General features: G+C 44.4%; 23 protein-coding genes. 13 read left to right on the top strand and 10 right to left on the bottom strand.

Annotated features, from left to right (window positions below; translation table 11 throughout):
• Positions 1 to 36: 36 nt before the first annotated feature.
• The 3 genes from ACFGVR_RS02965 to ACFGVR_RS02955 are packed head-to-tail and all read right to left on the bottom strand — an operon-like array spanning position 37 to position 1,453.
• Positions 37 to 570, bottom strand: a complete 534-nt coding sequence (locus tag ACFGVR_RS02965; RefSeq protein ID WP_448701026.1) for an AAA family ATPase — start codon at positions 568 to 570, stop codon at positions 37 to 39.
• On the bottom strand, positions 563 to 1,198 hold the full coding sequence (pnuC, locus tag ACFGVR_RS02960; RefSeq protein WP_448701025.1) for a nicotinamide riboside transporter PnuC: 636 nt from the start codon (positions 1,196 to 1,198) through the stop codon (positions 563 to 565). Before pnuC ends, ACFGVR_RS02965 begins: the two co-directional genes overlap by 8 nt.
• A 12-nt stretch (positions 1,199 to 1,210) precedes the next feature.
• Positions 1,211 to 1,453, bottom strand: coding sequence for a helix-turn-helix domain-containing protein (locus tag ACFGVR_RS02955; protein ID WP_066006697.1), 243 nt, complete (start codon positions 1,451 to 1,453; stop codon positions 1,211 to 1,213).
• 464 nt (positions 1,454 to 1,917) lie between these two features.
• Between ACFGVR_RS02955 and ACFGVR_RS02950 the strand changes: the two genes are divergently transcribed.
• The 3 genes from ACFGVR_RS02950 (at position 1,918) to ACFGVR_RS02940 (ending at position 4,958) form a co-directional block, all read left to right on the top strand.
• Entirely contained in the window at positions 1,918 to 3,057 is a 1,140-nt protein-coding gene (locus tag ACFGVR_RS02950; RefSeq protein ID WP_448701024.1) for an acyl-CoA dehydrogenase, read from the top strand.
• A 200-nt stretch (positions 3,058 to 3,257) separates the two neighbouring features.
• Positions 3,258 to 4,478, top strand: a complete 1,221-nt coding sequence (locus ACFGVR_RS02945; RefSeq protein WP_448701023.1) for a TlpA disulfide reductase family protein — start codon at positions 3,258 to 3,260, stop codon at positions 4,476 to 4,478.
• 81 nt (positions 4,479 to 4,559) lie between these two features.
• Positions 4,560 to 4,958, top strand: a complete 399-nt coding sequence (locus tag ACFGVR_RS02940) for a hypothetical protein (RefSeq protein WP_448701022.1) — start codon at positions 4,560 to 4,562, stop codon at positions 4,956 to 4,958.
• On the opposite strand, the gene rsmA is transcribed toward ACFGVR_RS02940, so the two are convergent.
• Complete coding sequence (gene rsmA / locus ACFGVR_RS02935; RefSeq protein ID WP_448701021.1) at positions 4,955 to 5,734, bottom strand: 16S rRNA (adenine(1518)-N(6)/adenine(1519)-N(6))-dimethyltransferase RsmA; 780 nt, start codon at positions 5,732 to 5,734, stop codon at positions 4,955 to 4,957. The genes ACFGVR_RS02940 and rsmA overlap by 4 nt on opposite strands.
• Positions 5,735 to 5,864: 130 nt before the next feature.
• Between rsmA and pdxA the strand changes: the two genes are divergently transcribed.
• The 4 genes from pdxA to ACFGVR_RS02915 all read left to right on the top strand — a co-directional run bounded on the left by pdxA (position 5,865) and on the right by ACFGVR_RS02915 (position 13,755).
• Positions 5,865 to 6,920, top strand: a complete 1,056-nt coding sequence (pdxA, locus tag ACFGVR_RS02930) for a 4-hydroxythreonine-4-phosphate dehydrogenase PdxA (protein WP_448701020.1) — start codon at positions 5,865 to 5,867, stop codon at positions 6,918 to 6,920.
• Positions 6,921 to 7,147: 227 nt separating this feature from the next.
• Entirely contained in the window at positions 7,148 to 9,136 is a 1,989-nt protein-coding gene (locus tag ACFGVR_RS02925; protein WP_448701018.1) for a KUP/HAK/KT family potassium transporter, read from the top strand.
• A gap of 111 nt (positions 9,137 to 9,247) precedes the next feature.
• A complete protein-coding gene (locus ACFGVR_RS02920; protein ID WP_448701017.1) occupies positions 9,248 to 9,979 on the top strand; it encodes an acyl-CoA desaturase in 732 nt (243 codons plus the stop codon).
• 182 nt (positions 9,980 to 10,161) lie between these two features.
• The gene (locus ACFGVR_RS02915) at positions 10,162 to 13,755 is read left to right on the top strand and encodes a hypothetical protein (protein ID WP_448701016.1); all 3,594 of its coding nucleotides are present in this window, start codon (positions 10,162 to 10,164) and stop codon (positions 13,753 to 13,755) included.
• Positions 13,756 to 13,771: 16 nt separating this feature from the next.
• On the opposite strand, the gene ACFGVR_RS02910 is transcribed toward ACFGVR_RS02915, so the two are convergent.
• Genes ACFGVR_RS02910 through ACFGVR_RS02900 form a run of 3 tightly spaced genes read right to left on the bottom strand, consistent with a single transcriptional unit; the run spans position 13,772 to position 16,144 of the window.
• Positions 13,772 to 14,452 carry an HD domain-containing protein gene (locus ACFGVR_RS02910; RefSeq protein WP_448701015.1) on the bottom strand — a complete coding sequence of 227 codons (681 nt, stop codon included), beginning with the start codon at positions 14,450 to 14,452 and terminating at the stop codon, positions 13,772 to 13,774.
• 6 nt (positions 14,453 to 14,458) lie between these two features.
• Positions 14,459 to 14,968 (bottom strand): hypothetical protein, encoded by a 510-nt coding sequence (locus ACFGVR_RS02905; RefSeq protein ID WP_448701014.1) that lies wholly within the window; start codon positions 14,966 to 14,968, stop codon positions 14,459 to 14,461.
• Positions 14,969 to 16,144 (bottom strand): THUMP domain-containing class I SAM-dependent RNA methyltransferase, encoded by a 1,176-nt coding sequence (locus ACFGVR_RS02900; RefSeq protein ID WP_448701013.1) that lies wholly within the window; start codon positions 16,142 to 16,144, stop codon positions 14,969 to 14,971.
• Between the two features lie 79 nt (positions 16,145 to 16,223).
• Here ACFGVR_RS02900 and ACFGVR_RS02895 point away from each other — a divergent pair, with 79 nt between their 5' ends.
• Complete coding sequence (locus tag ACFGVR_RS02895) at positions 16,224 to 16,589, top strand: DUF3127 domain-containing protein (protein ID WP_448701012.1); 366 nt, start codon at positions 16,224 to 16,226, stop codon at positions 16,587 to 16,589.
• Positions 16,590 to 16,986: 397 nt separating this feature from the next.
• Here ACFGVR_RS02895 and ACFGVR_RS02890 read toward each other — a convergent pair whose 3' ends face one another.
• The gene (locus ACFGVR_RS02890) at positions 16,987 to 18,243 is read right to left on the bottom strand and encodes a pyridoxal phosphate-dependent aminotransferase (RefSeq protein WP_448701011.1); all 1,257 of its coding nucleotides are present in this window, start codon (positions 18,241 to 18,243) and stop codon (positions 16,987 to 16,989) included.
• Between the two features lie 377 nt (positions 18,244 to 18,620).
• Positions 18,621 to 19,085 carry an NUDIX domain-containing protein gene (locus ACFGVR_RS02885; RefSeq protein ID WP_448701009.1) on the bottom strand — a complete coding sequence of 155 codons (465 nt, stop codon included), beginning with the start codon at positions 19,083 to 19,085 and terminating at the stop codon, positions 18,621 to 18,623.
• A gap of 29 nt (positions 19,086 to 19,114) precedes the next feature.
• Here ACFGVR_RS02885 and ACFGVR_RS02880 point away from each other — a divergent pair, with 29 nt between their 5' ends.
• From ACFGVR_RS02880 to ACFGVR_RS02860, 5 genes are all read left to right on the top strand, one after another.
• Positions 19,115 to 19,258, top strand: coding sequence for a DUF6728 family protein (locus ACFGVR_RS02880; protein ID WP_448701008.1), 144 nt, complete (start codon positions 19,115 to 19,117; stop codon positions 19,256 to 19,258).
• 58 nt (positions 19,259 to 19,316) lie between these two features.
• Positions 19,317 to 19,697 (top strand): RidA family protein, encoded by a 381-nt coding sequence (locus ACFGVR_RS02875; protein WP_448701007.1) that lies wholly within the window; start codon positions 19,317 to 19,319, stop codon positions 19,695 to 19,697.
• A gap of 393 nt (positions 19,698 to 20,090) precedes the next feature.
• Positions 20,091 to 22,199, top strand: coding sequence for an ATP-dependent DNA helicase RecG (gene recG, locus ACFGVR_RS02870; RefSeq protein ID WP_448701006.1), 2,109 nt, complete (start codon positions 20,091 to 20,093; stop codon positions 22,197 to 22,199).
• Positions 22,200 to 22,585: 386 nt separating this feature from the next.
• Positions 22,586 to 23,977 (top strand): M20/M25/M40 family metallo-hydrolase, encoded by a 1,392-nt coding sequence (locus ACFGVR_RS02865; protein ID WP_448701005.1) that lies wholly within the window; start codon positions 22,586 to 22,588, stop codon positions 23,975 to 23,977.
• Between the two features lie 57 nt (positions 23,978 to 24,034).
• Positions 24,035 to 25,327, top strand: coding sequence for an MFS transporter (locus tag ACFGVR_RS02860; protein ID WP_448701004.1), 1,293 nt, complete (start codon positions 24,035 to 24,037; stop codon positions 25,325 to 25,327).
• 214 nt (positions 25,328 to 25,541) lie between these two features.
• Here the strand turns inward: ACFGVR_RS02860 and ACFGVR_RS02855 are convergent, their stop codons facing one another.
• Complete coding sequence (locus ACFGVR_RS02855) at positions 25,542 to 25,754, bottom strand: PLDc N-terminal domain-containing protein (RefSeq protein WP_448701003.1); 213 nt, start codon at positions 25,752 to 25,754, stop codon at positions 25,542 to 25,544.
• Between the last annotated feature and the right edge of the window lie 36 nt (positions 25,755 to 25,790).

The raw sequence follows: 25,790 nt of genomic DNA, 5'->3' as shown, positions 1-25,790 counted from the left end.
ACTGGTTGGCAAGGCCGCTTAATTACCGGCCTGCCGTTAAATATTCCTGGTTAAAAAAGTATCTATCGCCTGTGTGGCATTATCGTACCTATCGTGGCCTAAACCCGATATAACCACATAATCCGCATTAAGCGCTTTCAGCTCATCGTGCCAAACCTGCATAAAGTGTTCGCGCTTATCGGGGAAATCGCGCAGCGGGTCATCCTGCCAGGGCAGATCGATGTTGAGCAGTAAATAAAAGTCGTAAGGGTGGCGGCTCAGCTCGTCAACCACCTGCTGCGGCGACCGGCCGAATATATGATCGCTCCAGATCTTAACAGTGATGAAGGTAGTATCGCAGATCAGTATTTTATTGGCTTTGGGCAGCAGGCTTTTTTCCAGCTCAAGCTGTCCCTCAAACATATTGATCTCATCCTGCCAGGTGGGCGGTGCGGTTAGCTTTTCACAATATCCGCGGGCAAACTCGGGCACCCAAACGGTTTGGTAATACTTGGCCAGGTATGCAGACATGGTCGATTTACCCGTCGATTCGCCGCCGACTATCGCTATTTTGATTATGCCCTTATCCATTTGCGGTTTGTAACTGCTTACGGTACTCTTTGTGCCAGTCGAAATAACCAAATATTGCCAGGCCGGTATACACCAAAAACAAAACAGCAAACCAATCAAGTCCCTTTATAGCGTACACACCAATATAAATCAGATCCACAAAAATCCAGATCAACCAATTCTCCAATACCTTTCTGGCTAAAAATAATTGAGCAATCAAACTGCAAACTGTACAAAAGCTATCTAAATACGGAAAAGCCGCTGGTTGATAATGTAATGCCGGCGCGAGTTTTACCAGCGTTAAACCTAATGCCGGTGATATTACAGCAACGGCTATAATTGATATAAAAATTTGTTTTTTTGAAATAAGGGTAATTGGCACACGTTTCTCATTTTGCGAACGCCGGCTCCAATAATACCATCCGTATATGTTGCTGAAAAACAGGTATACATATTGTCCCATATCGGCGTATAAATTTTTTTCCGCAAAAACGAATATAGAAACGCCCGTGCATATAATAGCGAGTGGCCAGTTCCAGATATTGTTACGTGCAGCGAGCCACACGCAAAGCATACCGGTAAAAAAGGCAATAATCTCGAAACTATTTTGCGCCGCCCACCAGGTTTCAACTTCGTTTGTAAATTGCATAAGCGTCAGGCATTAGTATATCCCCTGGAAAAAGCCCGATAAGGATACATCAAAGTAATAGCATATCTTACGTAAGGTATCCAAACGGATATCAACCCGGCCCGACTCCAGGCGGGCGATATTGATATTGGTTTCGCTGTAAAATTTCTCCTGGCTTACCTGATTTTGTCTTCTGAGGCGTTTAATTTGCAGCGCTACCTTTTTTTTGAAGGCGATCTCGGAGGTATTAAGATATTCAAAATCAGTTAATAACATTGTGCTTGGTGTGTTGGGGTTGAAAAACTAAAGGTAAAAAATTAAATTTTTATTAATACTAAAAACCGTAGATAAACACTTCGTTTTAAATAATATATTAAAAAAATTGCCTTATTCTTTAATGGTAGGGTATTCAAACGAGTTAAAATATTGAACAAAGATCAAAATTACTGACGTATACGTATTTGTTTGTCGGTTGCTTAGCCTATACCTTTGTTCACAATAAGCACACAGAGCATTCTGTGGAGATATAAGACATTTACATCTACCAATGAAAAATTGTTTTTGAATTCTCAGACACCCAAGCTGAGTGATTTGTGTTCTTTGTTTTGGGTTTAATCAATAGTTTAAATTAATTAGGGGAAAGGGAGCTTCAAAAGAGCTCTCTTTTTTTGTGAAAGATTATTTACTATGCATGCATATGATTATATTTGATGCAGTTAACAACCATTCATTATAAATTTATGTATTTCGACTTATCAGAAGAGCACCTGATGATCAGGCAGGCTGCCAGGGACTTTGCCCAAACCGAGTTGAAGCCCGGAGTTATTGAACGCGACGAGCACCAGAAATTTCCGGCCGAACAAGTTAAAAAACTCGGAGAGCTGGGCTTTTTAGGGATGATGGTGGATCCCGCATACGGTGGCAGCGGCATGGACAGTGTATCCTATGTACTGGTAATGGAAGAATTGTCAAAAATTGATGCTTCAGCTTCGGTGGTGGTATCGGTAAATAATTCGCTGGTGTGCTATGGTTTGGAGCATTACGCCAGCGAAGAGCAAAAGCAAAAATACCTGGTGCCTTTGGCCAAAGGCGAAAAGATAGGCGCTTTTTGCCTTTCGGAACCCGAAGCAGGGTCCGATGCGACATCGCAGCATACTACGGCTGTAGATATGGGCGATCATTACCTGTTAAACGGCACTAAAAACTGGATCACTAATGGCGGTTCGGCGTCAACCTACCTGGTCATCGCACAAACGCACCCCGAAAAGAAGAGTAAAGGCATTAATGCCCTGATAGTTGAAAAAGGTATGCCCGGTTTTACCATTGGCCCTAAAGAAAATAAACTGGGCATCCGTGGTTCGGATACACACTCATTAATGTTTACTGATGTTAAAGTACCTAAAGAAAACCGCATAGGCGATGATGGCTTTGGCTTTACTTTCGCCATGAAAACATTGGAAGGCGGCCGCATCGGTATTGCCTCGCAGGCATTGGGCATTGCATCGGGTGCGTACGAACTGGCACTGGCTTATAGCAAAGAGCGTAAAACCTTTGGCAAACCCATTGCCGAGCATCAAAGCATACAATTTAAGCTGGCCGATATGGCCACCGAAATTGAGGCTGCACGTTTGCTTTGTTTAAAAGCCGCCTGGCTGAAAGATAACGGCCAGCCTTACGCACAGGCCAGCTCAATGGCTAAGCTTTTTGCATCAGAAGTGGCCATGAAAACCACTGTTGAAGCGGTGCAGATACACGGTGGTTACGGCTTTGTAAAAGAGTACCATGTTGAGCGCTTAATGCGCGATGCCAAGATCACGCAGATCTACGAGGGGACATCCGAAATACAGAAAATTGTGATATCGCGCGAGGTATTAAAATAAAGATTGATTCGTTATATTTGTGTTATGGGCCCGATAAAGCATTCTAAAGGCGAACTACAAAAAATGAAGAAGCTTTTAAAACAGCAAAAGGAAACCCTTGATCGCTGGCCTAAGCCGCCCAGTCTTGAACCCCTAAGGCAGCTTGCAAAAGAACAAGCAGAATTTTGTAATTATTTGTCAATGCTAAATCATCGGCACCCTTGAAAAAAGCATTCATCATATTATTCGCGATAGTATTAACATCGCCATTTGCTTTTGCACAAAGCAAATGGCAAAACGGCACCTGGCATGCTGCTATTACAAACTCCATCGGTAAACAAATACCTTTTACTTTTGAGGTTAAAGATACTCTCGGTAAAAAACAGATAGCCATTATTAACGGCGACGAACATTTTAAAGTGCCCGATGTTAAACAGGTTGGCGATTCGGTTTTTATCCACATGCCCTTGTTCGATTCGGAGTTTAAGGCTAAGCTGGTTAATGGTAAACTACAGGGTAACTGGATAAAACATTTACCGCAAAAAGATGTGGCAATGGAATTTGCCGCCGAACCGGGGGATTACCGCTTTTGTAAGGAAGCGAAACCGGGTTATAATGTACAGGGCCGCTGGAGCGCGATATTTGCCAGCGGCGATACCACCGTTGCCGAGTTTAAGCAAACCGGCAGCAAAGTAACCGGTACCTTTTTAACCACCACCGGCGATTACCGTTACCTGGAGGGCACTACCACCAACGATAGCCTTTACCTATCGTGCTTTGATGGTGGCCACGCCTACCTGTTTACAGCGGCTATTGATCATAACAACACCAGTATTTTAAACGGTGGCCTGTTTTATTCCGGCTATTCGGGTAAGGATGAATGGTGGGCCATGAAAAACGAAAACGCCAAACTGCCCGATGCTTACTCGTTAACAGCATTAAAACCGGGCTACAAAAAGATCGAGTTTACTTTTACCGACCTGAGCGGCAAGAGGATTTCATTAAGCGATCAGCGTTTTAAAAACAAGGTGGTTATTTTGCAGATGATGGGATCGTGGTGCCCCAACTGTATGGACGAAACCGCCTATATGGTTAATTTCTACAAAAAGTATCATCACAAAGGCGTTGAAGTTGTGGGGCTGGCCTATGAGCGCAGCACCGATTACGACCGATCGAGAAAAAGCCTGGAGCAGCTAAAAAAGCGTTTTAACATACCTTACCCGATATTGATAACAGGCTATACGCTCGATAAAAAAGAGACTGCCAAAAGCCTGCCTATGCTGGCTAATTTTATAGCTTTCCCCACCACCATTATTATCGATAAAAAAGGGGATGTGCGTAAAATACATACCGGTTTTAGCGGCCCGGGTACAGGTAACTATTACGCCGAATTTATTAACGAGTTTGAAAAACTGAACGATGACCTGCTGGCCGAAAAATAAGTGCCGGCTGCGTTCCTACAGGTGAATCATTTTGATAATTAATACAATATGCGGCATTGGTACTGTGTTTTTTTAGTGGCGATGTGCCTCGGTTGCCATTCGGCAGCGGTAACGGAGCATGATAAAAGTCGCATCGCGCTAAGCAAAGATTCGCAAATGGTGGTGGTAAGCGGCCTGGATTATGCAGTATTACAAGAACTGAAAAAGGATTCACTCCCGCCGGAAGCTTTTAAAACTTTGTTCCCGGTTTACCGGATGCCTGCCGACACCGATATGAAGAATGACCAAAACGAGCAACCTGGCGTTTACCAGATCACCGATAGCCTCATCACCTTTAAACCAGATACGGCTTTTAAAAAAAGTCAGACTTATTTTGCCAGGTTTTACGGGCATTCAACCGGTAATACACCAGGTAAACTGGCACAGGGGCAGGGTAATTTAAAAGCGCCAAAATTTACCGAGGTGGTTTTTAAGTTTTAACGCTGCCCACTTACCATATTGGTTAACTTCACAAAATCGGCAACGCTTAAACGCTCGGCGCGCAAATCCAGTAAGGGATCTTCGGTAATTTTATCTTTCGGGATAACTGATGATATGGCATTGCGCAATGTTTTTCGGCGCTGGTTAAAGCCTGCTTTTACCAATTGCCAGAAAAGTTTTTCATCGCAATCCAACTGCGCCGTTTCGTTTCGCGTTAAGCGGATAACAGCCGAAAGTACCTTTGGCGGCGGGTTGAATACCCCGGCCTTTACGGTAAATAAATAGTCAACTTTATAATAAGCCTGCAAAAAAACGCTCAAAATACCATACTCTTTACTGCCCGGTTTGGCCGAACAGCGCTCTGCAACCTCTTTTTGAAACATGCCCACTACCTCAACTACCTGCTGGCGGTTATCAAGCACTTTAAAAAGTATTTGCGATGAAATGTTGTACGGAAAGTTACCAATGATGGCAAATTTACCCGCAAACACCGTTTTAAAATCCATCTCTAAAAAATCGGCATTGATTAGCCTGTTACCCAATTGCGGATATTTTTTTTGGAGGAACTGGTACGATTCGGTATCGATATCGATGAAATAAGTTTCATATTCGGTTTTTTGCAGTAAAAAATCGGATAAAATACCCATGCCGGGGCCAACTTCGAGCACCTGCTTGTACTGGTCTGATAGCTTCAGGCTGTCTACAATTTTACCCGCAATGTTTTTATCGGTTAAAAAATGCTGACCTAAATGTTTTTTTGCCTTAACTATACTCATTTATAAAATTTAATATTAACGCAAATAACGTCATATTTGTGCTTTGTTCTAAATCCGTTGTAAATTAGTCGGTACAGAACGTGTAAACCCATCGGTGTAATCAAATCCCATCGGTGAAATCATGATAATAATGAGTGATAAAATAAAGATCGGTATCAGCATAGGCGATGTAAATGGCATAGGTCTCGAGGTAATTATTAAAACTTTGGCTGATAGCCGCATATTAAATTATTGTACGCCTATTGTTTACGGGCATACCAAGGTTGCATCGTTTCACCGTAAGGCATTAAACATTACCGATTTTCAGTTCAACGTGATCACTGAAGCTGCACAGGCCAATGCCAAGCGTGCCAACATGATCAATTGCTGGGAAGAGGATGTTAAAATAGAAATGGGCCAGTCAACCGAAACCGGTGGTAAATATGCCTTCAAATCCCTTGAGCATGCCGTTAACGACCTGGTTGCGGGTAGCATTGATGCCCTGGTTACTGCTCCCATCAATAAACATAACATACAAAGCGATGCCTTTAATTTTGCAGGGCATACCGAATATTTACAGGAACGTGCGGGCGCAACTGATTCGCTGATGTTTTTAGTGAGCGATGACCTGCGTGTTGGCGTGGTTACGGGCCATATCCCGGTAAACGATATCCCGCAAAAGGTTACTCAGGACAGCATTATATCCAAACTCAAATTAATGAACGAGAGTTTGAAGAAGGATTTCTGGATCCGTAAACCTAAAATTGCCGTACTGGGCCTCAATCCGCATGCAGGTGATAACGGGCTGATCGGCGGCGAAGAGATCGCGACCATTATCCCGGCTATTGAGCAGGCAAAAGCTGCCGGAATTTTAGCTATGGGGCCGTATGCTGCCGATGGCTTTTTTGCCAACGGGGCATACAAGCAATTTGATGCCGTATTGGCTATGTATCACGATCAGGGCCTGATACCATTTAAACAGATCTCGTTCGAATCGGGCGTTAACTTTACCGCCGGTTTAAACATCGTTCGTACCTCGCCCGATCACGGCACCGCATATGATATTGCCGGTAAAGACCAGGCGTCCGAAACCTCATTCCGCGAAGCATTGTTCGCGGCTATACACATCGTTAAGAACCGTAAGGAATCGGCAGAACTGGCCGAAAACCCCTTGGTATTTGCCAAACTAAGCCGCGACCGCGACTAAAACTTTCCTGTCAAATCCTATCAAAATGATAATTAATTATCATTTTGATAGGATTTGTGTCTATGTCTTTTTTCCATAATCTTATTGTAATTTGTTGTAAAACAGTGTTTTGCAACTATTGTCGCGACTATTTTATCCGTGGCATTGTATTGGCGTAGCGTTTTTTATCATGATTATCATATTAATAATACATGTAATTGAATAATGCCCCTGATCAAACTATATACATGAATCCTCATCTAAAGAAAGTTTCCTTCGCCGGTCTTTTAGTCACACTCGGAATAATTTTTGGCGATATTGGTACTTCGCCGCTCTATGTTTTTCAAACCCTTTTGCAGGAAGGCGGTAAAGTTGATACTGCGTTGGTATTAGGTTCTATATCCTGTATTTTTTGGACACTTACCCTGCAAACCACGTTTAAGTACATCGTAATCACCCTGCAGGCCGATAACCGCGGAGAGGGAGGCATATTTTCGCTTTATGCATTGGTAAGACGCTATGGCAAATGGCTGGCCATACCTGCCATTGTTGGCGCGGGCACTTTGCTGGCCGATGGCATTATTACCCCGCCTATATCGGTCACATCGGCCATCGAAGGTTTAAACCTGGTACCGGCTTTTGCCAAAGATATTGTGCCGGGTAATGCCATCGTACTGATCATTGTGATCAGCATTATGCTGCTGCTGTTCTTTTTTCAGCAGTTTGGCACCAAAGTGGTTGGTTCGGCATTCGGGCCGGTAATGCTGCTATGGTTTTTGATGATCGGTGTTTTAGGACTGAGCCAGATCTTGCACGATCCGGGTATTTTTAAAGCACTCAACCCTTATTATGGCGCAAAACTGCTCATGGATCATCCTAAAGGGTTCTGGCTGTTAGGTGCGGTATTTTTATGCACCACGGGTGCCGAAGCTTTGTATTCCGACCTGGGGCATTGCGGCCGTAAAAACATCCAGGCAAGCTGGATATTTGTTAAAACAGCGCTTATGCTCAATTATCTTGGTCAGGGAGCATGGGTTTTAACCCGCCCGCAAGGCTTTAATTTTAATGGTGTTAACCCGTTTTTCGAGATCGTGCCGCACCAGTTTTTAATACCCGCAGTTGGTTTGGCTACCCTGGCTACCATTATTGCCAGCCAGGCGCTCATCAGCGGCTCGTTTACACTGATCAGCGAAGCCGTGAGTATGAACTTTTGGCCGCGCATCACCATTAAATATCCGTCGAACATCCGGGGGCAGATCTATATCCCCAGCATTAACTGGATATTGTGTTTTGGCTGCATTGCGGTATCTATGTATTTCCGAACATCAGCCGCCATGACGGCTGCTTATGGCTTCTCTATCACCATCGCCATGCTAATGACCACTATTTTAATGTATTACTTTATGCGGTACGTTAAACATTGGCCTGTTTGGCTGGTTACCATTATCCTGTGCGTGTTCTTGTGTGTAGAGTTCTCGTTCTTCGTGGCCAATGCCGTTAAAATAGTAAAAAGGCTATTCTTCCTGGTGTTTGAGTTTGGCCTGATATTTACCATGTACATCTGGTACAAGGCGCGTAAGATCAATAATCGTTTTCTGCATTTTATCGATCTGAAAGACCAGATACCGATGCTGGATGCATTGAGTGCCGATGAATCGGTACCCAAATACTCAACACATTTAATTTATCTCACCAAGGCAAACAACAGCAAGCAAATAGAGCAAAAAATTATCTACTCTATTATGAGCCGGATGCCAAAGCGTGCCGATACCTATTGGTTTTTACATATTGAGCAGATGGACGAGCCTTATACCATGGAATACAGCGTTGAGGAGCTCGAAAAAGGCAAAGTGATCAGGGTTGAATTCAGGTTGGGTTTCCGGATACAGCCGCGGGTAAATGTACTGTTTCGCCAGGTGGTTGAAGATATGGTAAAACGTAACGAGATAGATATTACCAGTAAGTACAGATCATTGAGCAGGTATAAGCTTGCCGCCGATTTCAGGTTCGTGATCATGGAAAAATTCCTGTCGTACAATAACCTTTTTAACGCCGGCGAAAGCTTTATTTTGAACAGCTATTTTGCTATAAAAAAGTTAGCCATGTCCGACGCTAAAGCCTTTGGACTGGATACCAGCGAAACCCGGATAGAAAAGATACCTTTGGTTGTTAAGCCCGTGAGTAACATTAAATTAAAGCGGATAGAACCCAATATGCCGGTTATGCGTGCCCATTAAAGTGTTTGGTCAATAAATTGTTAATATGGCAATTAAACATTAGTGTATTAAGCTAAATTTAATAATTTTGCAGCCGAAAACTTTACATACCCCATTTCCGTTATATATTACATGTATATTCTCATATTCTTTTTGGCACATTGGTTTTTGTCGCTGTTCTTCCAAACCTTTTTCCTTCACAGGTATGCCTCACACAGAATGTTCACTACCAGCAAAGTATTTGAACGCATTTTGTATTTGCTGGATTACATATGCCTTGGCAGCTCATTTTTAAATCCGCGTGCTTATGCGATAATGCATCGCGAGCATCATGCATACAGCGATACCGAAAAGGATCCGCATTCGCCACATTTTTTTACCGATGTGTTCCGGATGATGTGGGCAACTGTGCTCACCTATTCTGACCATTTACGCCGCACCAGGGAGCCCGATGCGAAATTTGGCGGTCACTACCCCGAATGGCCGTTGATCGACAGGATCGGTTCGACCATAGCCTCCAGGTTGATCTTTGGTGGTTTATACATTTGGTTTTATGTAGCCTTTGCTACCCAGTGGTGGATGTTTTTATTATTACCTATCCACTTTTTAATGGGGCCTATCCACGGCGCCATTGTTAACTGGTGCGGGCATAAATATGGTTACGCTAATTTTGATAATAACGATAAATCGAAAAACACCACCCCATTTGATTTTTTAATGCTGGGCGAACTGTTTCAGAATAATCATCACAAACATCCTAACAGCGCTAACTTCGCAAAAAAATGGTTCGAGTTCGATCCGGTTTACCCGGTTATTAAGGTACTGCACTGGATGCGGCTGATCAAACTCAGGAAGTCGGTTTAATAAACAATGATCCTATATAAAAGGAAGCCCTTAACGAAAGTTAAGGGCTTTTTTGTTTATCGGCAGGCTGTTGGGGAACTATAGTTACAGATTTGCCTTATGATTATTTTAATAATAATACCATCCGGTTATTATTTATTATTAATGATTTAGTAATTTTAATCAACCTAAATAATCATTTTATGTCTTCCGAAAAAATCTACATCATTGATGAGGCAGATCAGGAGATCGTGCCGGGGTATGACCTTTTACAGGATACTTCCTTTAACATGGAAGACACCATCGAAATAACCGAAAAAAAGCTTCCCGGCCAAAAAGTGAGTTTTAACAACATAGCCGACAAGGAAACCAAAGAAGTAACGGTTACCGGTTTGGTGCTCAACTTTTCGCAGGATACAACAGAGTCCAAACTGCACGCGATATTGGGCCGGACAGATATCGAGCACCTGTACCTGTATGCCGATACGATCATTATTGATGATAAATTATCATTTCCGCAGGCTAATATTACTATTTCATGCAGGCATTTGATCATAGATGAACAGGGTACGTTAAGCACCACACCTGAGCAGAACGCGCAACCGTACGCTGTAGGTAACGGCGGCGATAACCGCAAAGCAGGCGCCGCCGGAGAGGCCGCGGGAAATATTACCCTGCTATGCCATACTATTGAAAATAAACGTGCCACAAACGATGCTGTGTTTTTACTGAACGGCGCGAAGGGGCAAAACGGTGAAATGGGCGCCCTTAAAAAATTATCGCCCAAAAACGACTATCCGCTTGCGTGGAGCGATATTGAAAAAGCAGCTATGTCGTTTGATGTGATAAAAGGCACCACCGCTAACTGGTATTGGCCCGATATTGACCAAAATAAAAAAGACAAAATATATTACGCAAAAATTGAGTCGATTAATTATGTATATAGTATGCCTTTCAAAAAACACTCGTGCGGAGATGACAAGCTGGCCAACCAGGACAGCGGGGCCGATGCTATAGCTTCGGGTGCAGGTGGTAATGGCGGTGCAGGTGGTAAGATCGGCTTTCTTAAATTCAATTCGACAGGCAAAAAGGTCTCCTGGGAAACAAAAGGAGGGGAGGAAGGTAAATCAATTAAAATTGAGGGTGGTAAAAAAGCGAAAGATAGTACCTATTATCATATTTCCATCAGGATATACCACACCGGTTTAGAATATGAGGCAGTCAGGCTGCTTGACTTTAAAAAGGAGTTTCTACCCAAAAGCAGCATAGATAAAGAACTCCGCCCGGTTGATGGCAAGGATGCTAAAGGCCCGGACGGGCAAAAGGGAGCGGATGGCGGACAGGAAACCCTGCCTGAAACTAAATACAGCTGGCTGCAACCTATTTTGCTTGAAACGATGCTTGGATACGCTAAGGCTAATTTCAGAAACGGGGAAAGACGAAAAGCAAAATGGATACTCGATCATTACAATAATGCGATCAAACAATTGCCTGCAGGCTTACAACAAGATATGCGGATGGCCTCATTGATCAGGGAAACAGGGCTTTATATGCGGCGGCTTGATCAAAACCTTGATTTTTATGGTTACCCTCCGGGCTGGATCCCTAAACTGTCGGCCCTGTCAAACCTGAATATTATAGTAGAATCACGACGTGAACTGGCGCAGCTGCTGTATTTTGCAAACCGTTTGCTTAAACAGGATACCGCAAACAAATTAACGGTTAAGGATCTCGACTGGACCGTTAAAGAATTAAAAAAGGGAATAAAAACAGCCCAGGTAGATATTACCGAGGCATTTGCAAATATTAAAGATGTAAAAGATCAGATATATGCAGTTGAAGGGCAGGTAACAGACAGATTAAGAGAACTGCGCGATCTTAAAAAGAAGATATTGCTCGAAATAGAAGATAAGGCCCGCGCACAGGCGTTGTTTACCGGTTCGTTTGAGATACTTGCCGGTGTTTGTTCACTTATCCCCGTAGGGCAGCCCTATCTGGGGCAACTGGGCGGAGGGATCATGAAGCAGATATCAAAGATCGATATCGATGCTGAGAACCCGGTAAAAGAAGGTTTGAGCTTTGCCGGCAAGCTATCGGGCGAGGTTGGTGGATTTATGGAAAAAAACCAAAGTAAGATCAGCAACTCGGCTAACTCGGCACTAACTAAAGAGATCGATAAGGGAACGAAGGAATTGAATGCTTTTACGGGCCAAACAGAAACCGCTGAGGCTGAGTTGCGTGAGGCGGAGAAAGCGTTAGGCGATAAATTTACCCAACAGGAAATATCTTTATTGAGAGAGAAGATACGGCTGGTACAAAATGCAAATATTAACGATGTAAGCTCAAACGATTATGGAGAGATAGTAGGCAGCCTTGACGAATTACAACAAACTGTTAAAGCGGCAAAAGATATTACTACCGGGCAAAAACAAAAGCTGGAAGAAAAGCTGGCTCAGCTTAAAACCGACAAGAAAACCCTTGCCGATAAGCTTAAAACCCGTAAAGCCGAAAAAGAAAAGCGCGAAAAAAATATAGAAACAGCTGGTAAGGTTATTAAGGGCTTAACCGAGGGCATTACAGGGATATCTTCGGGTATTCAAAAAATGATGGTTGAGTTTGATGAGAACGATCCGGCGGTACAAAAGAAGATGGAGGCCATCAAAAACTCAAAGTATAAACAGGAGTTTGAATCCATCAATAATAAAATTGCAGATATCAATAAAGTAAAGCTGCCGCTGGTAGAAAAATTGCTGCATTTAGAGCAAAAGATAAGCGATGGTGTACAACGTATTAACAGCAATTTGGTACAATGGTCGGTTTTGAGCGATCAGCTCGTAACATCAGTTCAATATGGCTTACAGCCGGCAACCCGCATCTCACTGAAAAGGATAGTTCAGGATTCGTGGGACCTGTTGATGATGGAATGTTATTACCTAACCAAATCATACCAGTATCGCTTTTTAAAAAGGATAGACCCCGTACAGCATGGCTTGCAAAAACTTTTAGAGGATATTGAGAAGTTTTTAGAGGGGAAGAATAAAGCAGACATGACCGAGGATGACTATAAAAAAATGTTTGACACCATACTTAAGGGCCAGTTTAAACGACTGGCATTTGACCTGCTGGTAAACAAACAGGCCGGTATGGGTAGTATTGATGTACGCGAATCAAAACCTGTTATTGACGGCGACGAAAAAAACAGGGATGGGCAAAACATCCTCGAAAGCCTTAACACCTACCGGCGGGTAAATTTCAGGCTGGATGATATCACATCATCAAAACAGGCAACAGATTCATGGCGCCATTACAGGATCGTGAATATCACCTTTACGCATATTAAAGTAAAGGCCGATAACCCCGATAAACTTAACGCAGCTTTTGATTTTGGCATCCGTCATTCGGGCGATTCGATCATCAGAGCGGCCAATAACACCTTGTATTATTTTACCTCACGCAGCAACCAGCAAAAACTGATACCTAAAAACGAGAAGAACATTTCGCAGCAAATAGACCTGCAGGTGCAATCGTGGAATGCTTCTTATAATGGTGCCGATCGTAACGAGCCTAATAAAGGTTTAACCAATGCTGTCGAATCGGTTGAAGATGACGAATTGCTGAACAAATTATTGGAAGACTTTGATCTGAAGCAGAAATACGACGACGAGGGCAAGCCTTATAAAAGTCACTACCCCGGCGGTAATGCCAATCTGACGCTGATCATTTATGATGATGCCAAAAAACTGAATTATAAAATTGAAGAGATTGGATTTAAAGTGGTGTATGAGGTGTTAAAGTGATAAGGTAAGCAAACCATTACTGCCTTTCGGGATTTTGCTCCCGTTCAATACCATCCCATTCAATATAAAATTGCTCAAGATACTGCTCCATAAACTGGTGGCGCTGCTGCGCGATGGCTTTACCTGTTTGAGTGTTCATCTTGTCTTTTAGCAGGAGCAGCTTTTCGTAAAAATGGTTAATGGTTGGCGCCGATGAGTTTTTGTACTCATCCTTGCTCATGTTCAAATTTGGACCGATCTCAGGGTTATACATTTCCCGGTTTTTGTATCCACCGTAAGTAAATGCCCGTGCAATACCGATGGCGCCAATGGCATCCAGCCGGTCGGCATCCTGCACTACGGCTAACTCGGTTGAATGAAAGGCAACTGTGTTATCAATACCTGCCTTGAACGAAATATACCGGATGATGTTTTGTACGTGTTCGATAACGGCATCATCAACTTGCATGCTTTTTAAAAAATCACCTGCCATACGCGGGCCGATCTCTTCGTCGCCGCCATGGAATTTGGCATCGGCAATATCATGCAGTAACGCCCCCAGCTCAACAATAAATCCATCTGCCTGCTCGTGTTTGGCTATCAGTTTGGCGTTGTTCCACACCCGGTTAATGTGCCACCAGTCGTGCCCTGCCTCGGCACCGGCCAGGGTTCGGCGTACAAAATCAACCGTGCTGTTTATTATTTGGTCGGTATCCATTTGCTGTTATTGCTCGTAATTAACCACCACCGTAGGTAAAAGCGTAGCAATATTAAGCGGTATCTGGTTGGTAGCTACAATAGGTTTGCGGCCGGCGTAATAAGTATACATGGTTTTTTGCGTAAGCAAGCGGTTGGCGTTTGACGGGATAAAGTTGATAGTGAACGGTATCACAAAATCATAAAACTTTAAGTCGGCAGGGATAACCCATTTACCGTTTGTTTTTTTCAAAGCTTCGATAGCAGGTTGGGCTATCAGGTAATCATCGGCATAGTAAACCACTATTTTACTGATGTTGCCTTTGGCATCGGAAGTAAATTTAAATACCGCCGTGCCCGATGCCCTGGCGTTAATAATCTCCGGACTAACCTGTAAACTATCCTTAAAAAACTGGATATAGGCCTCGTTGCCGCCTTTAAATGGTTGTGGCAGTTCTTTTTTTGGGGTTTCTTTTTGTTGCGCTATGGCCATGCCCGATATCGTGATCGCGGCAAGCAGCATGAATACTTTTTTCATTTACTGTTCTGATTTAGGTTCGCGTTTGCTGCCGTCGTACAGTTCGTACTCCAAAAGGCGGCAATCCAGCTTACCGTTATAAAACTCAATCCGGCGCGAAGCCCTTAAGCCGATCTTTTTAGCCAGATCCGGGTTACCGGTAAAAATATATCCCCTGTAGCCCTTACAATTGGTTTTCATAAAATCGCCCATGCGCTTATAGGTAGCCTCGAGTTTGGTATGTGTGCCAAGGCGCTCGCCATACTCGGGGTTAAACATAATTACGCCGGGTTGCTCCGGTATTTCGGTATCGGCAAAATCGCACACCGCAAACTCAATCAGGTGGTCAACACCAGCCGTCCTGGCATTCTTTTGTGCGATGTCAACCGCGTCTTCCGAAATATCAGTAGCAACGATCTTAAAATCTAATTGTTTGATGCCTTTGTCTTTTAGTTGGCGGCGCTCGGTAAAAAATACCTGCTCATCATAACCTAAAATATGCATAAAGGCATAGTTCATCCTAAAAAAACCTGGAGTTTTATCGGCAGCTAAAAGTGCAGCTTCAATAGCTAAAGTGCCCGAGCCGCACATGGGGTTTACAAACGGCGACTTTTTATCCCAGCCGGTTGCCATAATGGTTGATGCTGCCAAGGCCTCCAGCATTGGTGCCTTACCGGGGATTTTGCGGTAGCCGTGTTTGGCCAGGGTTTCGCCCGAAGTATCGAGGAAAATCTCGGCATCCTCATCCTGCCAGTACAGGTGGATAACGGTTTTGTTGAGATCGGGGCCCGAATTTGGGCGGATACCCTTGATGCTTTTTATCCTGTCGGCGATGGCATCCTTAACCTTCACATTCGCGAAAAGCGGCGTTAAAATATGCTCGTTATTAACATTTGACGTTACCGAAAAATAGCCGGCAAAGTCGATGAGTTGTTCCCATTCTATTTTTACCAGGTTGTCGTAAAGCTCTTTCGGATCAGCAGCTTTAAAGCTTTCGAGCGAGTATAATACCTGGCTTACACAGCGCAGATTGAGGTTTAGGCGGATACAATCGTTAACGGTACCCATCAGCTCGATGCCGGTAGAGAACTCGCGTTTTATCTTAAAGCCCAGTGCTTCAACTTCATCTCGTAAATAAGATGATAACCTTTTATTACAGGTTAGGATGATTTTACTTTCAGTGTGGAAAACTTGCATGATATTGTGCGAATTTACGGATTAAAACCTGCCGATTTTATTTACAATCGCTTAACTTTACATTTTAATTTTAAGAGCAATGGAAATAAAAGGCAAAGTACACGAAGTTTCGGCAACCGCGCAGGTTACGGAGTCGTTAAAAAAGAGAGAATTAATACTTGAATATATAGAAAACCCACAATACCCTGAGTATTTAAAGTTTGAAGCGATACAAGACAGGTGCGCTTTGCTGGATAATGTAAAAACCGGTGATGACGTTGAAGTATTCTTCAACCTGAAAGGCCGCCCATGGACTGATAAAACAGGCAAAAAAACTTACTTTAACTCGCTCCAATTGTGGAAAGTTAATGTATTGAGCGGTGGCGCAGCTGCTGCATCGCCAGAGTATGCTGCTCCGGTTAATCTGAGCGCTGCTCCGGGTGAAGACGACGATCTGCCGTTTTAAACCCCTCCCAACCCTCCCCTGAAGGGGTGGGCTTAAAAAGAATTTTAATAAAGAAGCCCTGGCATTTGCCGGGGCTTTTTGTGTTTTATTTATAATTCTGGATTGCTATTCCGACAGACTTATCATGATGCCTTATTGGATTACTGATCTTAGTAAAAGAATAACAAATATCCCGGCACCGCCAACTATACCTACCGAATAAAGCAAATTGAGAAGAACTAAAGTAATTTTAGTCTTGATGGTTAGATTGCCAACTGCTTTCTTTCTGTCAAAACTCTTTAGACATAGCCTGACAGTGATCCATATAATACCTATTGCCATAGATCCTAATAACAAAGTAGCGATTAACATCGCACCTAATATATTTTCCTGTAATAGGATCATCGCTTTTGAGTACTTACTTCAACTTGCTCAACGCCGCCTTTATCCTCGGCAATACCGATTCAATATCCGCCAGCGTAGTTGCACCAACCGAAACACGGAACCAGTTCAAACTTTCTTCGGTACCAAAAGCCGAGAAGGGTACCAGGGCACAGCCTGCTTCGCGGATCAGGTAAAAGTTCATATCTGTCGAGTCTTTGATCAGGTCGCCATCCGGAGTGGTTTTACCGGTATAGTCAATTTTGATGGTGAGGTATATTGCACCCATCGGCTCTATCGCATCAACGGCGAAACCTTCGGCTTTTAGCTCTTTAAATCCATTGTATAAGGTTTGCAGGCTTTTTTGTACGTTGCCTTTTAGTTTGGTTAAATAGGTGGTAACACCGGCATCGTCTTTTAAAAACTGAGCCATAGCAACCTGCTCGGCTTTTGGCGACCATGCGCCCATGTGGCCGACAATGGCTTTCATATTGTTGATGATATCGGCAGGGCCAAAACCCCAGCCCACGCGTACGCCGGTTGCGGCAAAGCATTTTGATGCACCATCGATGTACACAACCAGATCTTTTAACTCCGGGCGTAAAGTAACCGGGTCGAAATGCTGGTAGCTGCCAAAGGTGAGTTGCGAATAGATCTGATCGTACAGCAGGTATAAAGGTTTTTCGCCTGCTTTACGCGATTTGTTTTCTTCGATAACCAGGTCGCAGATCTCTTCTAAATTTTGTTTGCTAAACATGGTGCCGGTTGGGTTCAATGGCGAGCAAAGTGCCAGCAAGGTAGCGCCTTTTACATGCGGACGCAACTCATCGGCAGTTGGCATAAAGTTATTTTCGGGTTGGGTATCAACCGAAACGCCATTAGCTTTGAGCAGATCGCAATAGTGGTTGTTGTTCCATGATGGTGCCGGGAAAACAACTTTATCGCCCGGATCAACCAGAGCCAGGTACGTAGCATAGATGAGCGGACGGGAGCCGCCCGAGATCAGGATCTGGTTGGCCTTATAATCAAGTTTGTAGTTAGCCTTTAAAAAATCCGACACCGATTCGCGCAAAGCTAAAACGCCATCCGCAGGCGGATAATTGGTTTGGTTTTGGTGATAAGCATCAATAATACCTTGCTTCAGTTCGTCGGGGATAGGGTAGATGTTCGAATCAAAATCGCCGATGGTTAAATTGGCGATGTTTTGCCCTTGTCGTTTCATTTCATTAACCTCGCCGGCAATCTTGATAATTTCAGATCCCCTGAGGTTTTGCGCTAACACAGATGCAGTCATGATGATATTGTGGTTATAATATGGGGAGCAAATATACGGGTTTTATTGGGGAGAATGTTAATGGCTTGTAAAGTTGGTGTTGCGGTTGGGGAGGACATAAAGTTTGAATTCGCGCAAAGACGCTAAGAATACGTTTTGAAAACTTTGCGACTTGTGTCTTTGTGAGAAACATTCATTTACTGGCGCAAGTTTAAGGGCTGGTTGTGTTGTGGGCTAACTTGTGCCTAAAAGTATATGCTTTGCTCGAGCTTCAAGCTTAATTTGGGCGTTGCCTTCGGCCCGTGCTCTACGCTCATACTGCACAGGCATTAGCCACAGGGCCGGTATCCGCTGCGATCACTAACGCGAGCTTTGGGGTAAAAGGATTGTCTGGTTTTTTACTGCTTATTCAATATATCGTACAACTGTTCTACTAATTCAGCCTGCGCCGTATTGATTTTTACAATAGCCTCATCAAAACTAAACCACCCGGCACGGTCAACCTCGGGGAAGGTTTGCATTTTGCCTGATTTGGGCGGCCATTCTATTTCAAAGTTATTGCTTTTGATGCTGGCGGCGTCTATATTACCTTCCACGGCCCAGGCTTGTACCGTTTTGCCGCCTTTTTGCTTGATCGGCGTAAGCGGAATGAAATCACCGTTAAGGGCTAAGCCGGTTTCCTCTTCAAACTCACGTTTGGCGGCGGTTAAAGCGTCTTCATCGTCGGTAAATTCTCCTTTGGGGATGCTCCATGCGCCGTCGTCTTTATTTTTAAAGAACGGGCCGCCGGGATGCACCAGGAAAAACTCAATTCTGCTATCGCTCTTGCGGTACAATAATATTCCGGCGCTTTGCTTTGGCATTGGATATTTATTTTATGTAAATTTGAGTTATGTATTTCTTTAGGAAAAAAGATCCAACCCGGCCAACCAGCTTTAACCTCAGGGTGATGCACATTATTAATGTAACTGCCATTGTTATGTTTTTGGCCGGCATTATCTGGAAGCTAATATACAGCTACATACTTAAAAAATAGAAGCCGGTGTATACTGCCGCATTGCTTCGTTACTTAAAACTATAAATCAATTTATTTAATGAAAAGCGTAATTAAAACCGATAAAGCACCGGCGCCGATAGGGCCGTACAACCAGGCTATTATAGCAGGCGATTTTTTATTTGCATCGGGCCAGATAGCCATTAACCCCGAAACCGGCGACCTGGTAACCGGCGATATTGAAAGCGAAACGCACCAGGTAATGCGCAACATCAAAGCTATTTTGGCCGAAGCCGGCCTGGATTTGAGCCACGTGGTAAAAACTACCATCTTTTTATCGGATATGAATGATTTTGCCAAAGTGAACGCAGTTTACGGTTCGTACCTGTCGGATAAATTTCCGGCCCGCGAAACGGTACAGGTATCGGTATTGCCTAGAAATGTGAATATCGAGATATCGGTAACAGCGTATAAGGGATAGTTTTTAGTCGGGAGTCCGGAGTCTTGAGTCGGAAGTGAGTAGAAGTAGTACTTGAACGATGGCCAATCGCACGATGGTTCGACAAGCTCACCATGACGGCCCGCGTTAGGGATTGCAGCGGATACCGGCCATGTGGCTAAGGCCTGCAGGAGTATGAGCGGAAAGCCCGGCCGAAGGCAACGCCCTGATAATAATGATTGAATGATTGGAGGTATGAATGATTGAATAAAGCCTACAACGTTTAACACTCAAACTTGGTAACCATTATAAATACAATTTCTCCACGCGTCATTGCGAGGGACGAAGCAATCCCAAATATACAGAGCGGCTCTGTAAGTCGGGGATTGCCACGCTATCGCTCGCAATGACGGTTTAATTAATATAACAGTTAGTTTGAATCAGCAGATATTTCACACTCCGGTAGTTTACTTAAAAGGCGTTGGCGCATCGCGTGCTGACGTGCTGCAAAAGGAGCTGGGGGTAAGTACCTTTGCCGATCTGCTGAAACTGTACCCATACAAATACATTGACAGGACGCGGTTTTACAAAGTTGCCCAGCTTAATGCTGAGTTGCCCCACGTGCAGCTGATTGTACGTGTGCGCAGCAAAGAGGTTGTGGGCGAAAAACATACCAAACGTTTAGTGGTGCAAAGTTATGATGATACCGGCACGCTGGAGCTGGTATGGTTTCAGGGCGTAAGGTGGGTGGAAAAAATGATCGAAGTGGGGAAGGCCTACATCGTTTTTGGCAAGCCGGGTTTTTTTAACAACAAGGCTCAAATGCCGCACCCGGAGATGGAGCTGTACTCGCCCAATGCGCTGAAGGAAAAAGGCAATCTCACTTTACAGCCTGCCTATAGCTCTACCGAAAAACTCAAAGCTTATATGCTGGATAGTAAGGGCATCCAGAAACTGGTGGCTAATTTACTGGAGCAAACCAGTAAGGATATTACCGAAAATATCCCGCAGCATATCATCAATCAATTTAAATTGATGAGCAGGCGCGAGGCCTATATTAATATTCATTTCCCGGCCGATGCCGCAACTCTGGCCGCTGCCACCAACCGGCTGAAGTTTGAAGAGCTGTTCTTTATCCAGTTTAAAATGCTGAAAAATAAAGTACAGCATAACCTGAAGTTTAAAGGCAATATTTTTGGCAAGGTTGGCGATTACTTTAATAACTTTTATAACAATAAACTACCCTTCGATCTTACTAACGCACAAAAACGGGTACTGAAAGAGATACGACAGGATACCCAGCGCGGCATACAAATGAACCGCCTGTTGCAGGGCGATGTGGGCAGTGGCAAAACGGTGGTGGCGCTGATGAGCATGCTACTGGCGATAGATAACGGTTTCCAGACCTGTATTATGGCGCCTACCGAAATTTTAGCTACGCAGCACTATGCCTCGATAGAAAGTTTGATAGACGACAGTTTTTTGGAAGTGGCTTTGCTGACGGGTTCAACCTCGGCAAAAAAACGCAGGGTAATACACGAGAAACTGGAGAACGGCGAACTGAAAATATTGATCGGCACCCATGCGCTGATAGAAGATAAGGTGATCTTTAAAAACCTGGGCTTTGTGGTGATCGACGAGCAGCACCGCTTTGGTGTAGAGCAACGGGCCAGGCTATGGCGCAAAAATACCGTGCCGCCGCATGTACTGGTAATGACCGCCACGCCCATACCCCGTACCCTGGCCATGACACTTTATGGCGACCTGGATGTATCGGTAATTGATGAGTTGCCCAAAGGGCGCAAGCCTATTGAAACGCTGCATTTTTTTGAAAGCCAGCGCCTGCGCATGTTTGGTATGATGCGTGAGGAAATGGATAAAGGCAGGCAGATCTACGTGGTTTACCCGCTGATCAAAGAAAGCGAAAAGCTCGACCTGAAAAATCTGCAGGATGGTATTGAGGTGATGTCGACCGAGTTTCCGTTGCCGAAATACCGCATTAGTATTGTGCATGGTAAGATGAGTGCTGCCGATAAGCAGGTAGAAATGGAGCGCTTTGTGCGCGGCGAAACCCATATTATGGTGGCTACCACAGTGATAGAGGTAGGTGTGAATGTGCCTAACGCCTCGGTAATGATCATCGAAAACTCTGAACGGTTCGGCCTCTCGCAATTGCACCAGCTGCGCGGCAGGGTTGGGCGTGGGGCTGAGCAATCTTATTGTATACTAATGAGCAGCCATAAATTAAGTCATGATGGTAAGATACGTTTGGATACGATGGTGAAAACCAATAACGGGTTCGAGATATCGGAGATTGACCTGCAATTGCGTGGTCCCGGCAATATTGAGGGTACGCAGCAAAGCGGTGTGCTCGACCTGAAACTGGCCAACCTGGCCACCGATCAGCAAATGCTGATGCTGGCGCGCAGATGTGTGGAGGATATATTTGAAAAAGACCCGCAACTGCACCTGCCCGAAAATGCGATACTGAACCAGCCAACGGTGCTGCCAAATGGTGGGTTGAGCTGGGATAAGATATCGTAGGCCCCCTAACCCCCTGAAGGGGGAACTTTATTTGCATATAAAGAGTGATTTTGGTATATTTAGGTTTGAGATGAACACTAATTATCACGAATTAAAACGAATTACACTAATTGAAAATGCCGAAGAATACCTATGTCTTTCACGACGCGTCATTGCGAGGGACGAAGCAATCTCTATGCTGTACAGGTCCGAATTGCTACATCGAATTGCTTACGTAAAGATTGCTTCACTATCGTTCGCAATGACGCTTCAAGAGTATAAATGAAAACACTCATAACGATAAAAGGCAAAAAGCAGGCGTAAATTTCTTACAATTTCCCCCCTTGTTTGAAAAGCGTAGCAAAAACTTTTTAACTTTAAAACATTACAACCTTTTAACTGACCGTATGAAACTAAAACTGACCCTCATTGCTTCTCTTTTACTCTCAACTGCAACCTTAGCTCAAAATACCGATTCGGTGATGCTGCGTAAAATTTATGACGAAGGACTGGTTAACGGCCAGTGCTACCAAAACCTGCATTACCTGTGTAAAAATATCGGGCAGCGTTTAAGCGGCTCTACCAATGCGCAAAAGGCGGTTGAGTGGAGCAAAAAGCTGATGGAAAGCTATGGCTTTGATAAGGTTTTTTTACAACCCTGCATGGTGCCGCACTGGGTTAGGGGAGCTAAGGAGCAAGGCTTTATCATCGACGGGCAAAAACGCATCCCGGTTGCTATTGCAGCGCTGGGTATGTCGGTAGCTACACCAAAAAACGGAATAACCGCCAATGTAATAGAAGTGCACAGCCTGGCTGAGTTAAAAACCCTCGGCGAAAGCGTGATCAAAGGGAAGATCGTTTTCTTTAACCGCCCGTTCGATCCGCGTTTTATTGAGACGGGCAGGGCTTATGGCACTGCCGGTGATCAGCGCTTTGCCGGTCCGGCGGCTGCCGCCAAATTTGGTGCAGTAGGGGTGATTGTACGTTCGTTAACTGAAGCCCTGGATAATTATCCGCATACGGGCACAACCGTGTATGAGCAGGGCGGCGTTAAAATACCGGCGGCAGCTATCTCAACCATGGCGGCTGATAAGCTGAGTGCGATGCTGAAAATGAGAAAGTTTCCGCAAGTGAAATTTTACTTTAAGCAGAGCTGCGAGCAGTTGCCTGATGCGCCATCATTTAACGTGGTTGGTGAATTAACCGGTACTGAAAACCCAAATAAATTCATCATTGTTGGAGGCCACCTGGACTCGTGGGATCTGGCTGAAGGTGCGCACGATGACGGTACCGGTGTAACCGGGGCTTTGGAGGCGGTACGCATTTTAAAGGCGATGAACTACAAGCCTAAAAACAGCCTCCGTGTGGTTTTCTTTATGAACGAAGAGAACGGCGGCCGTGGCGGCGATAAATATGCCGAACTTGCTGTAGCCAATAAAGAAGAGCACATTGCCGCGATAGAAACCGACGGCGGCGGTTTTACACCCCGTGGTTTTGGCTTTACCGGTTTGCGATCAGGGGCCTTAAAAGACATGAATCAAAACTGGAAACATCTTTTAGAACCTTACGATGCCGATAAATTGACCAATGGCGGTGGCGGCAGCGATATAGAGCCACTGCGCGTTAAGCTGCCCGCTACAGTGCTAATTGGCTTTAAAGGCGATTCGCAGCGCTACTTTGATATTCACCATACACCAAACGATGTTTTTGAGAACGTACACAAGCGCGAATTGGAATTGGGAGCCGCGGCAATGGCCTCGCTGATGTACCTGGTTGATCAGCATGGGTTGAATTTTTAAGTTTTTTACAAGGAATAAACATTGCATTAGGTACTTTTGCAAGTAAACCATCACACTTTGGAAGACGGAGAACCGGATAGTATCATCAAAAAAGACACCTACGCAGCGCTGCGTTTTGTTGAGTTTCGCTGGTATATGGCCATGCGCTTTTTTTTGACCCTGGGCTATACCATGCAGGCTTACCTGGTAGGCTATTATGTTTACCATCAAACTCACGAACCACTTGCATTAGCTTTAATCGGCCTTGTTGAAGCTATCCCATCTATAGGCATTGCGTTATATGGCGGTTATGTTGCCGATAAATCGGAGAAAAAAGGCTTACTGCTGCGCATATTCACAGTAATGTGGATTAGTTCGGTAGTCATGCTTTTGGTTACCCTGCCACAAGCCAGCCGGTACATCAGCAGCTCTGTTGTGCTAATAGTAATCTACATAGGGATATTTTTTATCGGACTGGCGCGGGGCTTTTACGGCCCGACAGCTTTTTCGGTAATGGCACGTATCATTCCGCGTGAGCTTTATCCCAATTCTTCAACCTGGAATAGCTCGGCTTATCAAACCGCAGCCGTAGTAGGGCCAATGATAGGCGGTTTGCTGACATACTATGCCGGTGTTACCACCACCTTTGTTGCGATAGTGGTTTTAGTTAGTATTGCCTTGTTTGCGATCACTTTTTTAAACCGGCACCCTGCCGAGTACGAGCCTAAAGAAAGCATATATGATAGCCTGAAAGAGGGAATAAGCTTTGTATTTAAAACAAAAATGATGCTGTGGGCACTCAGCCTCGATCTCTTCTCCGTATTGTTTGGCGGAGTAGTAGCAGCACTACCCATTTTTGCCTTAGACGTTTTAAAGGTTGGTTCTAAAGGGCTGGGGTTGATGACATCGATAGATTCGATCGGCGCCGTGTTGACCATGCTGGCCATGACCCGTTTCTCGCCAATGGGCAAGCCGTGGCGTAACCTGCTGATAGCCGTGGTTGGGTTTGGCCTTTCGATCATTTGCTTCGGCCTATCAAAAAACTTTTACTGGTCGTTAGTTTTTCTTTTTATAATGGGTGCGTTCGATAGCATCAGCGTATTGATCCGTTCGACCATTATGCAAGTGCTCACACCTGATAAAATGCGCGGGCGGGTATCGGCAGTAAACTCTATGTTCATCGGCTCATCAAATGAGATAGGGAAAGTCGAGTCGGGAGTGGCGGCCAAACTAATGGGCGCGATCCCATCGGTACTATTTGGCGGCACCATGACGATGATCATCGTTACCACAACCTGGTTTAAAACCAGGAAGTTGGTTCCACTCACACTCGAAGAGATACACCAGCCACAAGAGGTAGCTTCGGAATAACAATAGCGTACAGGCTTGCGCGTCCTTCGACAGGCTCAGGATGACAGCCCCCTCCCCCGATCGAGTAAAGAAATGTTTTTAGATGATCTTGCAGCGTACTAAAACACAAGCGCGCCGGGTATCATGGTGGGCCTGTCGAACCACGGTGTGGTGGAAAGCCCGCTTTATTCATGACACCATAGTTTTTTGGGAATTTAACTTCCGATCGTTCTTTCTACAAAAAGCTCTGATTCCGGCCCCAAAAGATATAGATCAACGAGCCCAAAATTGGTGCCACCAGGATGATTAGTACCCAAAGCAGTTTGGTTGTTTGGTTTAAATTGGGGTTTTTAAAAATATCCAGTAAGGCGTAAAGAAACAGGATGACATACGCAATAAAGAAGATAAGGCCGAAAATGCCGCTGATCAATTCGGAAATAAAATGCATAATGAATAAGGTTTAAAGGTTAAATAGATTTGTTAA

This window comes from Mucilaginibacter aureus (assembly GCF_053514885.1).
Note: the sequence above shows the minus strand (reverse complement) of the source record. Positions and strands in the feature narration are given on the sequence as shown.

What these genes read in the sequence shown, in the direction of transcription:
- ACFGVR_RS02965 (WP_448701026.1), bottom strand. Translation starts at nt 570, where the DNA reads ATGGATAAGGGCATAATCAAAATAGCGATAGTCGGCGGCGAATCGACG.
- pnuC (WP_448701025.1), bottom strand. Translation starts at nt 1,198, where the DNA reads ATGCAATTTACAAACGAAGTTGAAACCTGGTGGGCGGCGCAAAATAGT.
- ACFGVR_RS02955 (WP_066006697.1), bottom strand. Translation starts at nt 1,453, where the DNA reads ATGTTATTAACTGATTTTGAATATCTTAATACCTCCGAGATCGCCTTC.
- ACFGVR_RS02950 (WP_448701024.1), top strand. Translation starts at nt 1,918, where the DNA reads ATGTATTTCGACTTATCAGAAGAGCACCTGATGATCAGGCAGGCTGCC.
- ACFGVR_RS02940 (WP_448701022.1), top strand. Translation starts at nt 4,560, where the DNA reads ATGTGCCTCGGTTGCCATTCGGCAGCGGTAACGGAGCATGATAAAAGT.
- rsmA (WP_448701021.1), bottom strand. Translation starts at nt 5,734, where the DNA reads ATGAGTATAGTTAAGGCAAAAAAACATTTAGGTCAGCATTTTTTAACC.
- pdxA (WP_448701020.1), top strand. Translation starts at nt 5,865, where the DNA reads ATGAGTGATAAAATAAAGATCGGTATCAGCATAGGCGATGTAAATGGC.
- ACFGVR_RS02925 (WP_448701018.1), top strand. Translation starts at nt 7,148, where the DNA reads ATGAATCCTCATCTAAAGAAAGTTTCCTTCGCCGGTCTTTTAGTCACA.
- ACFGVR_RS02920 (WP_448701017.1), top strand. Translation starts at nt 9,248, where the DNA reads ATGTATATTCTCATATTCTTTTTGGCACATTGGTTTTTGTCGCTGTTC.
- ACFGVR_RS02915 (WP_448701016.1), top strand. Translation starts at nt 10,162, where the DNA reads ATGTCTTCCGAAAAAATCTACATCATTGATGAGGCAGATCAGGAGATC.
- ACFGVR_RS02910 (WP_448701015.1), bottom strand. Translation starts at nt 14,452, where the DNA reads ATGGATACCGACCAAATAATAAACAGCACGGTTGATTTTGTACGCCGA.
- ACFGVR_RS02905 (WP_448701014.1), bottom strand. Translation starts at nt 14,968, where the DNA reads ATGAAAAAAGTATTCATGCTGCTTGCCGCGATCACGATATCGGGCATG.
- ACFGVR_RS02900 (WP_448701013.1), bottom strand. Translation starts at nt 16,144, where the DNA reads ATGCAAGTTTTCCACACTGAAAGTAAAATCATCCTAACCTGTAATAAA.
- ACFGVR_RS02895 (WP_448701012.1), top strand. Translation starts at nt 16,224, where the DNA reads ATGGAAATAAAAGGCAAAGTACACGAAGTTTCGGCAACCGCGCAGGTT.
- ACFGVR_RS02890 (WP_448701011.1), bottom strand. Translation starts at nt 18,243, where the DNA reads ATGACTGCATCTGTGTTAGCGCAAAACCTCAGGGGATCTGAAATTATC.
- ACFGVR_RS02885 (WP_448701009.1), bottom strand. Translation starts at nt 19,085, where the DNA reads ATGCCAAAGCAAAGCGCCGGAATATTATTGTACCGCAAGAGCGATAGC.
- ACFGVR_RS02880 (WP_448701008.1), top strand. Translation starts at nt 19,115, where the DNA reads ATGTATTTCTTTAGGAAAAAAGATCCAACCCGGCCAACCAGCTTTAAC.
- ACFGVR_RS02875 (WP_448701007.1), top strand. Translation starts at nt 19,317, where the DNA reads ATGAAAAGCGTAATTAAAACCGATAAAGCACCGGCGCCGATAGGGCCG.
- ACFGVR_RS02865 (WP_448701005.1), top strand. Translation starts at nt 22,586, where the DNA reads ATGAAACTAAAACTGACCCTCATTGCTTCTCTTTTACTCTCAACTGCA.
- ACFGVR_RS02855 (WP_448701003.1), bottom strand. Translation starts at nt 25,754, where the DNA reads ATGCATTTTATTTCCGAATTGATCAGCGGCATTTTCGGCCTTATCTTC.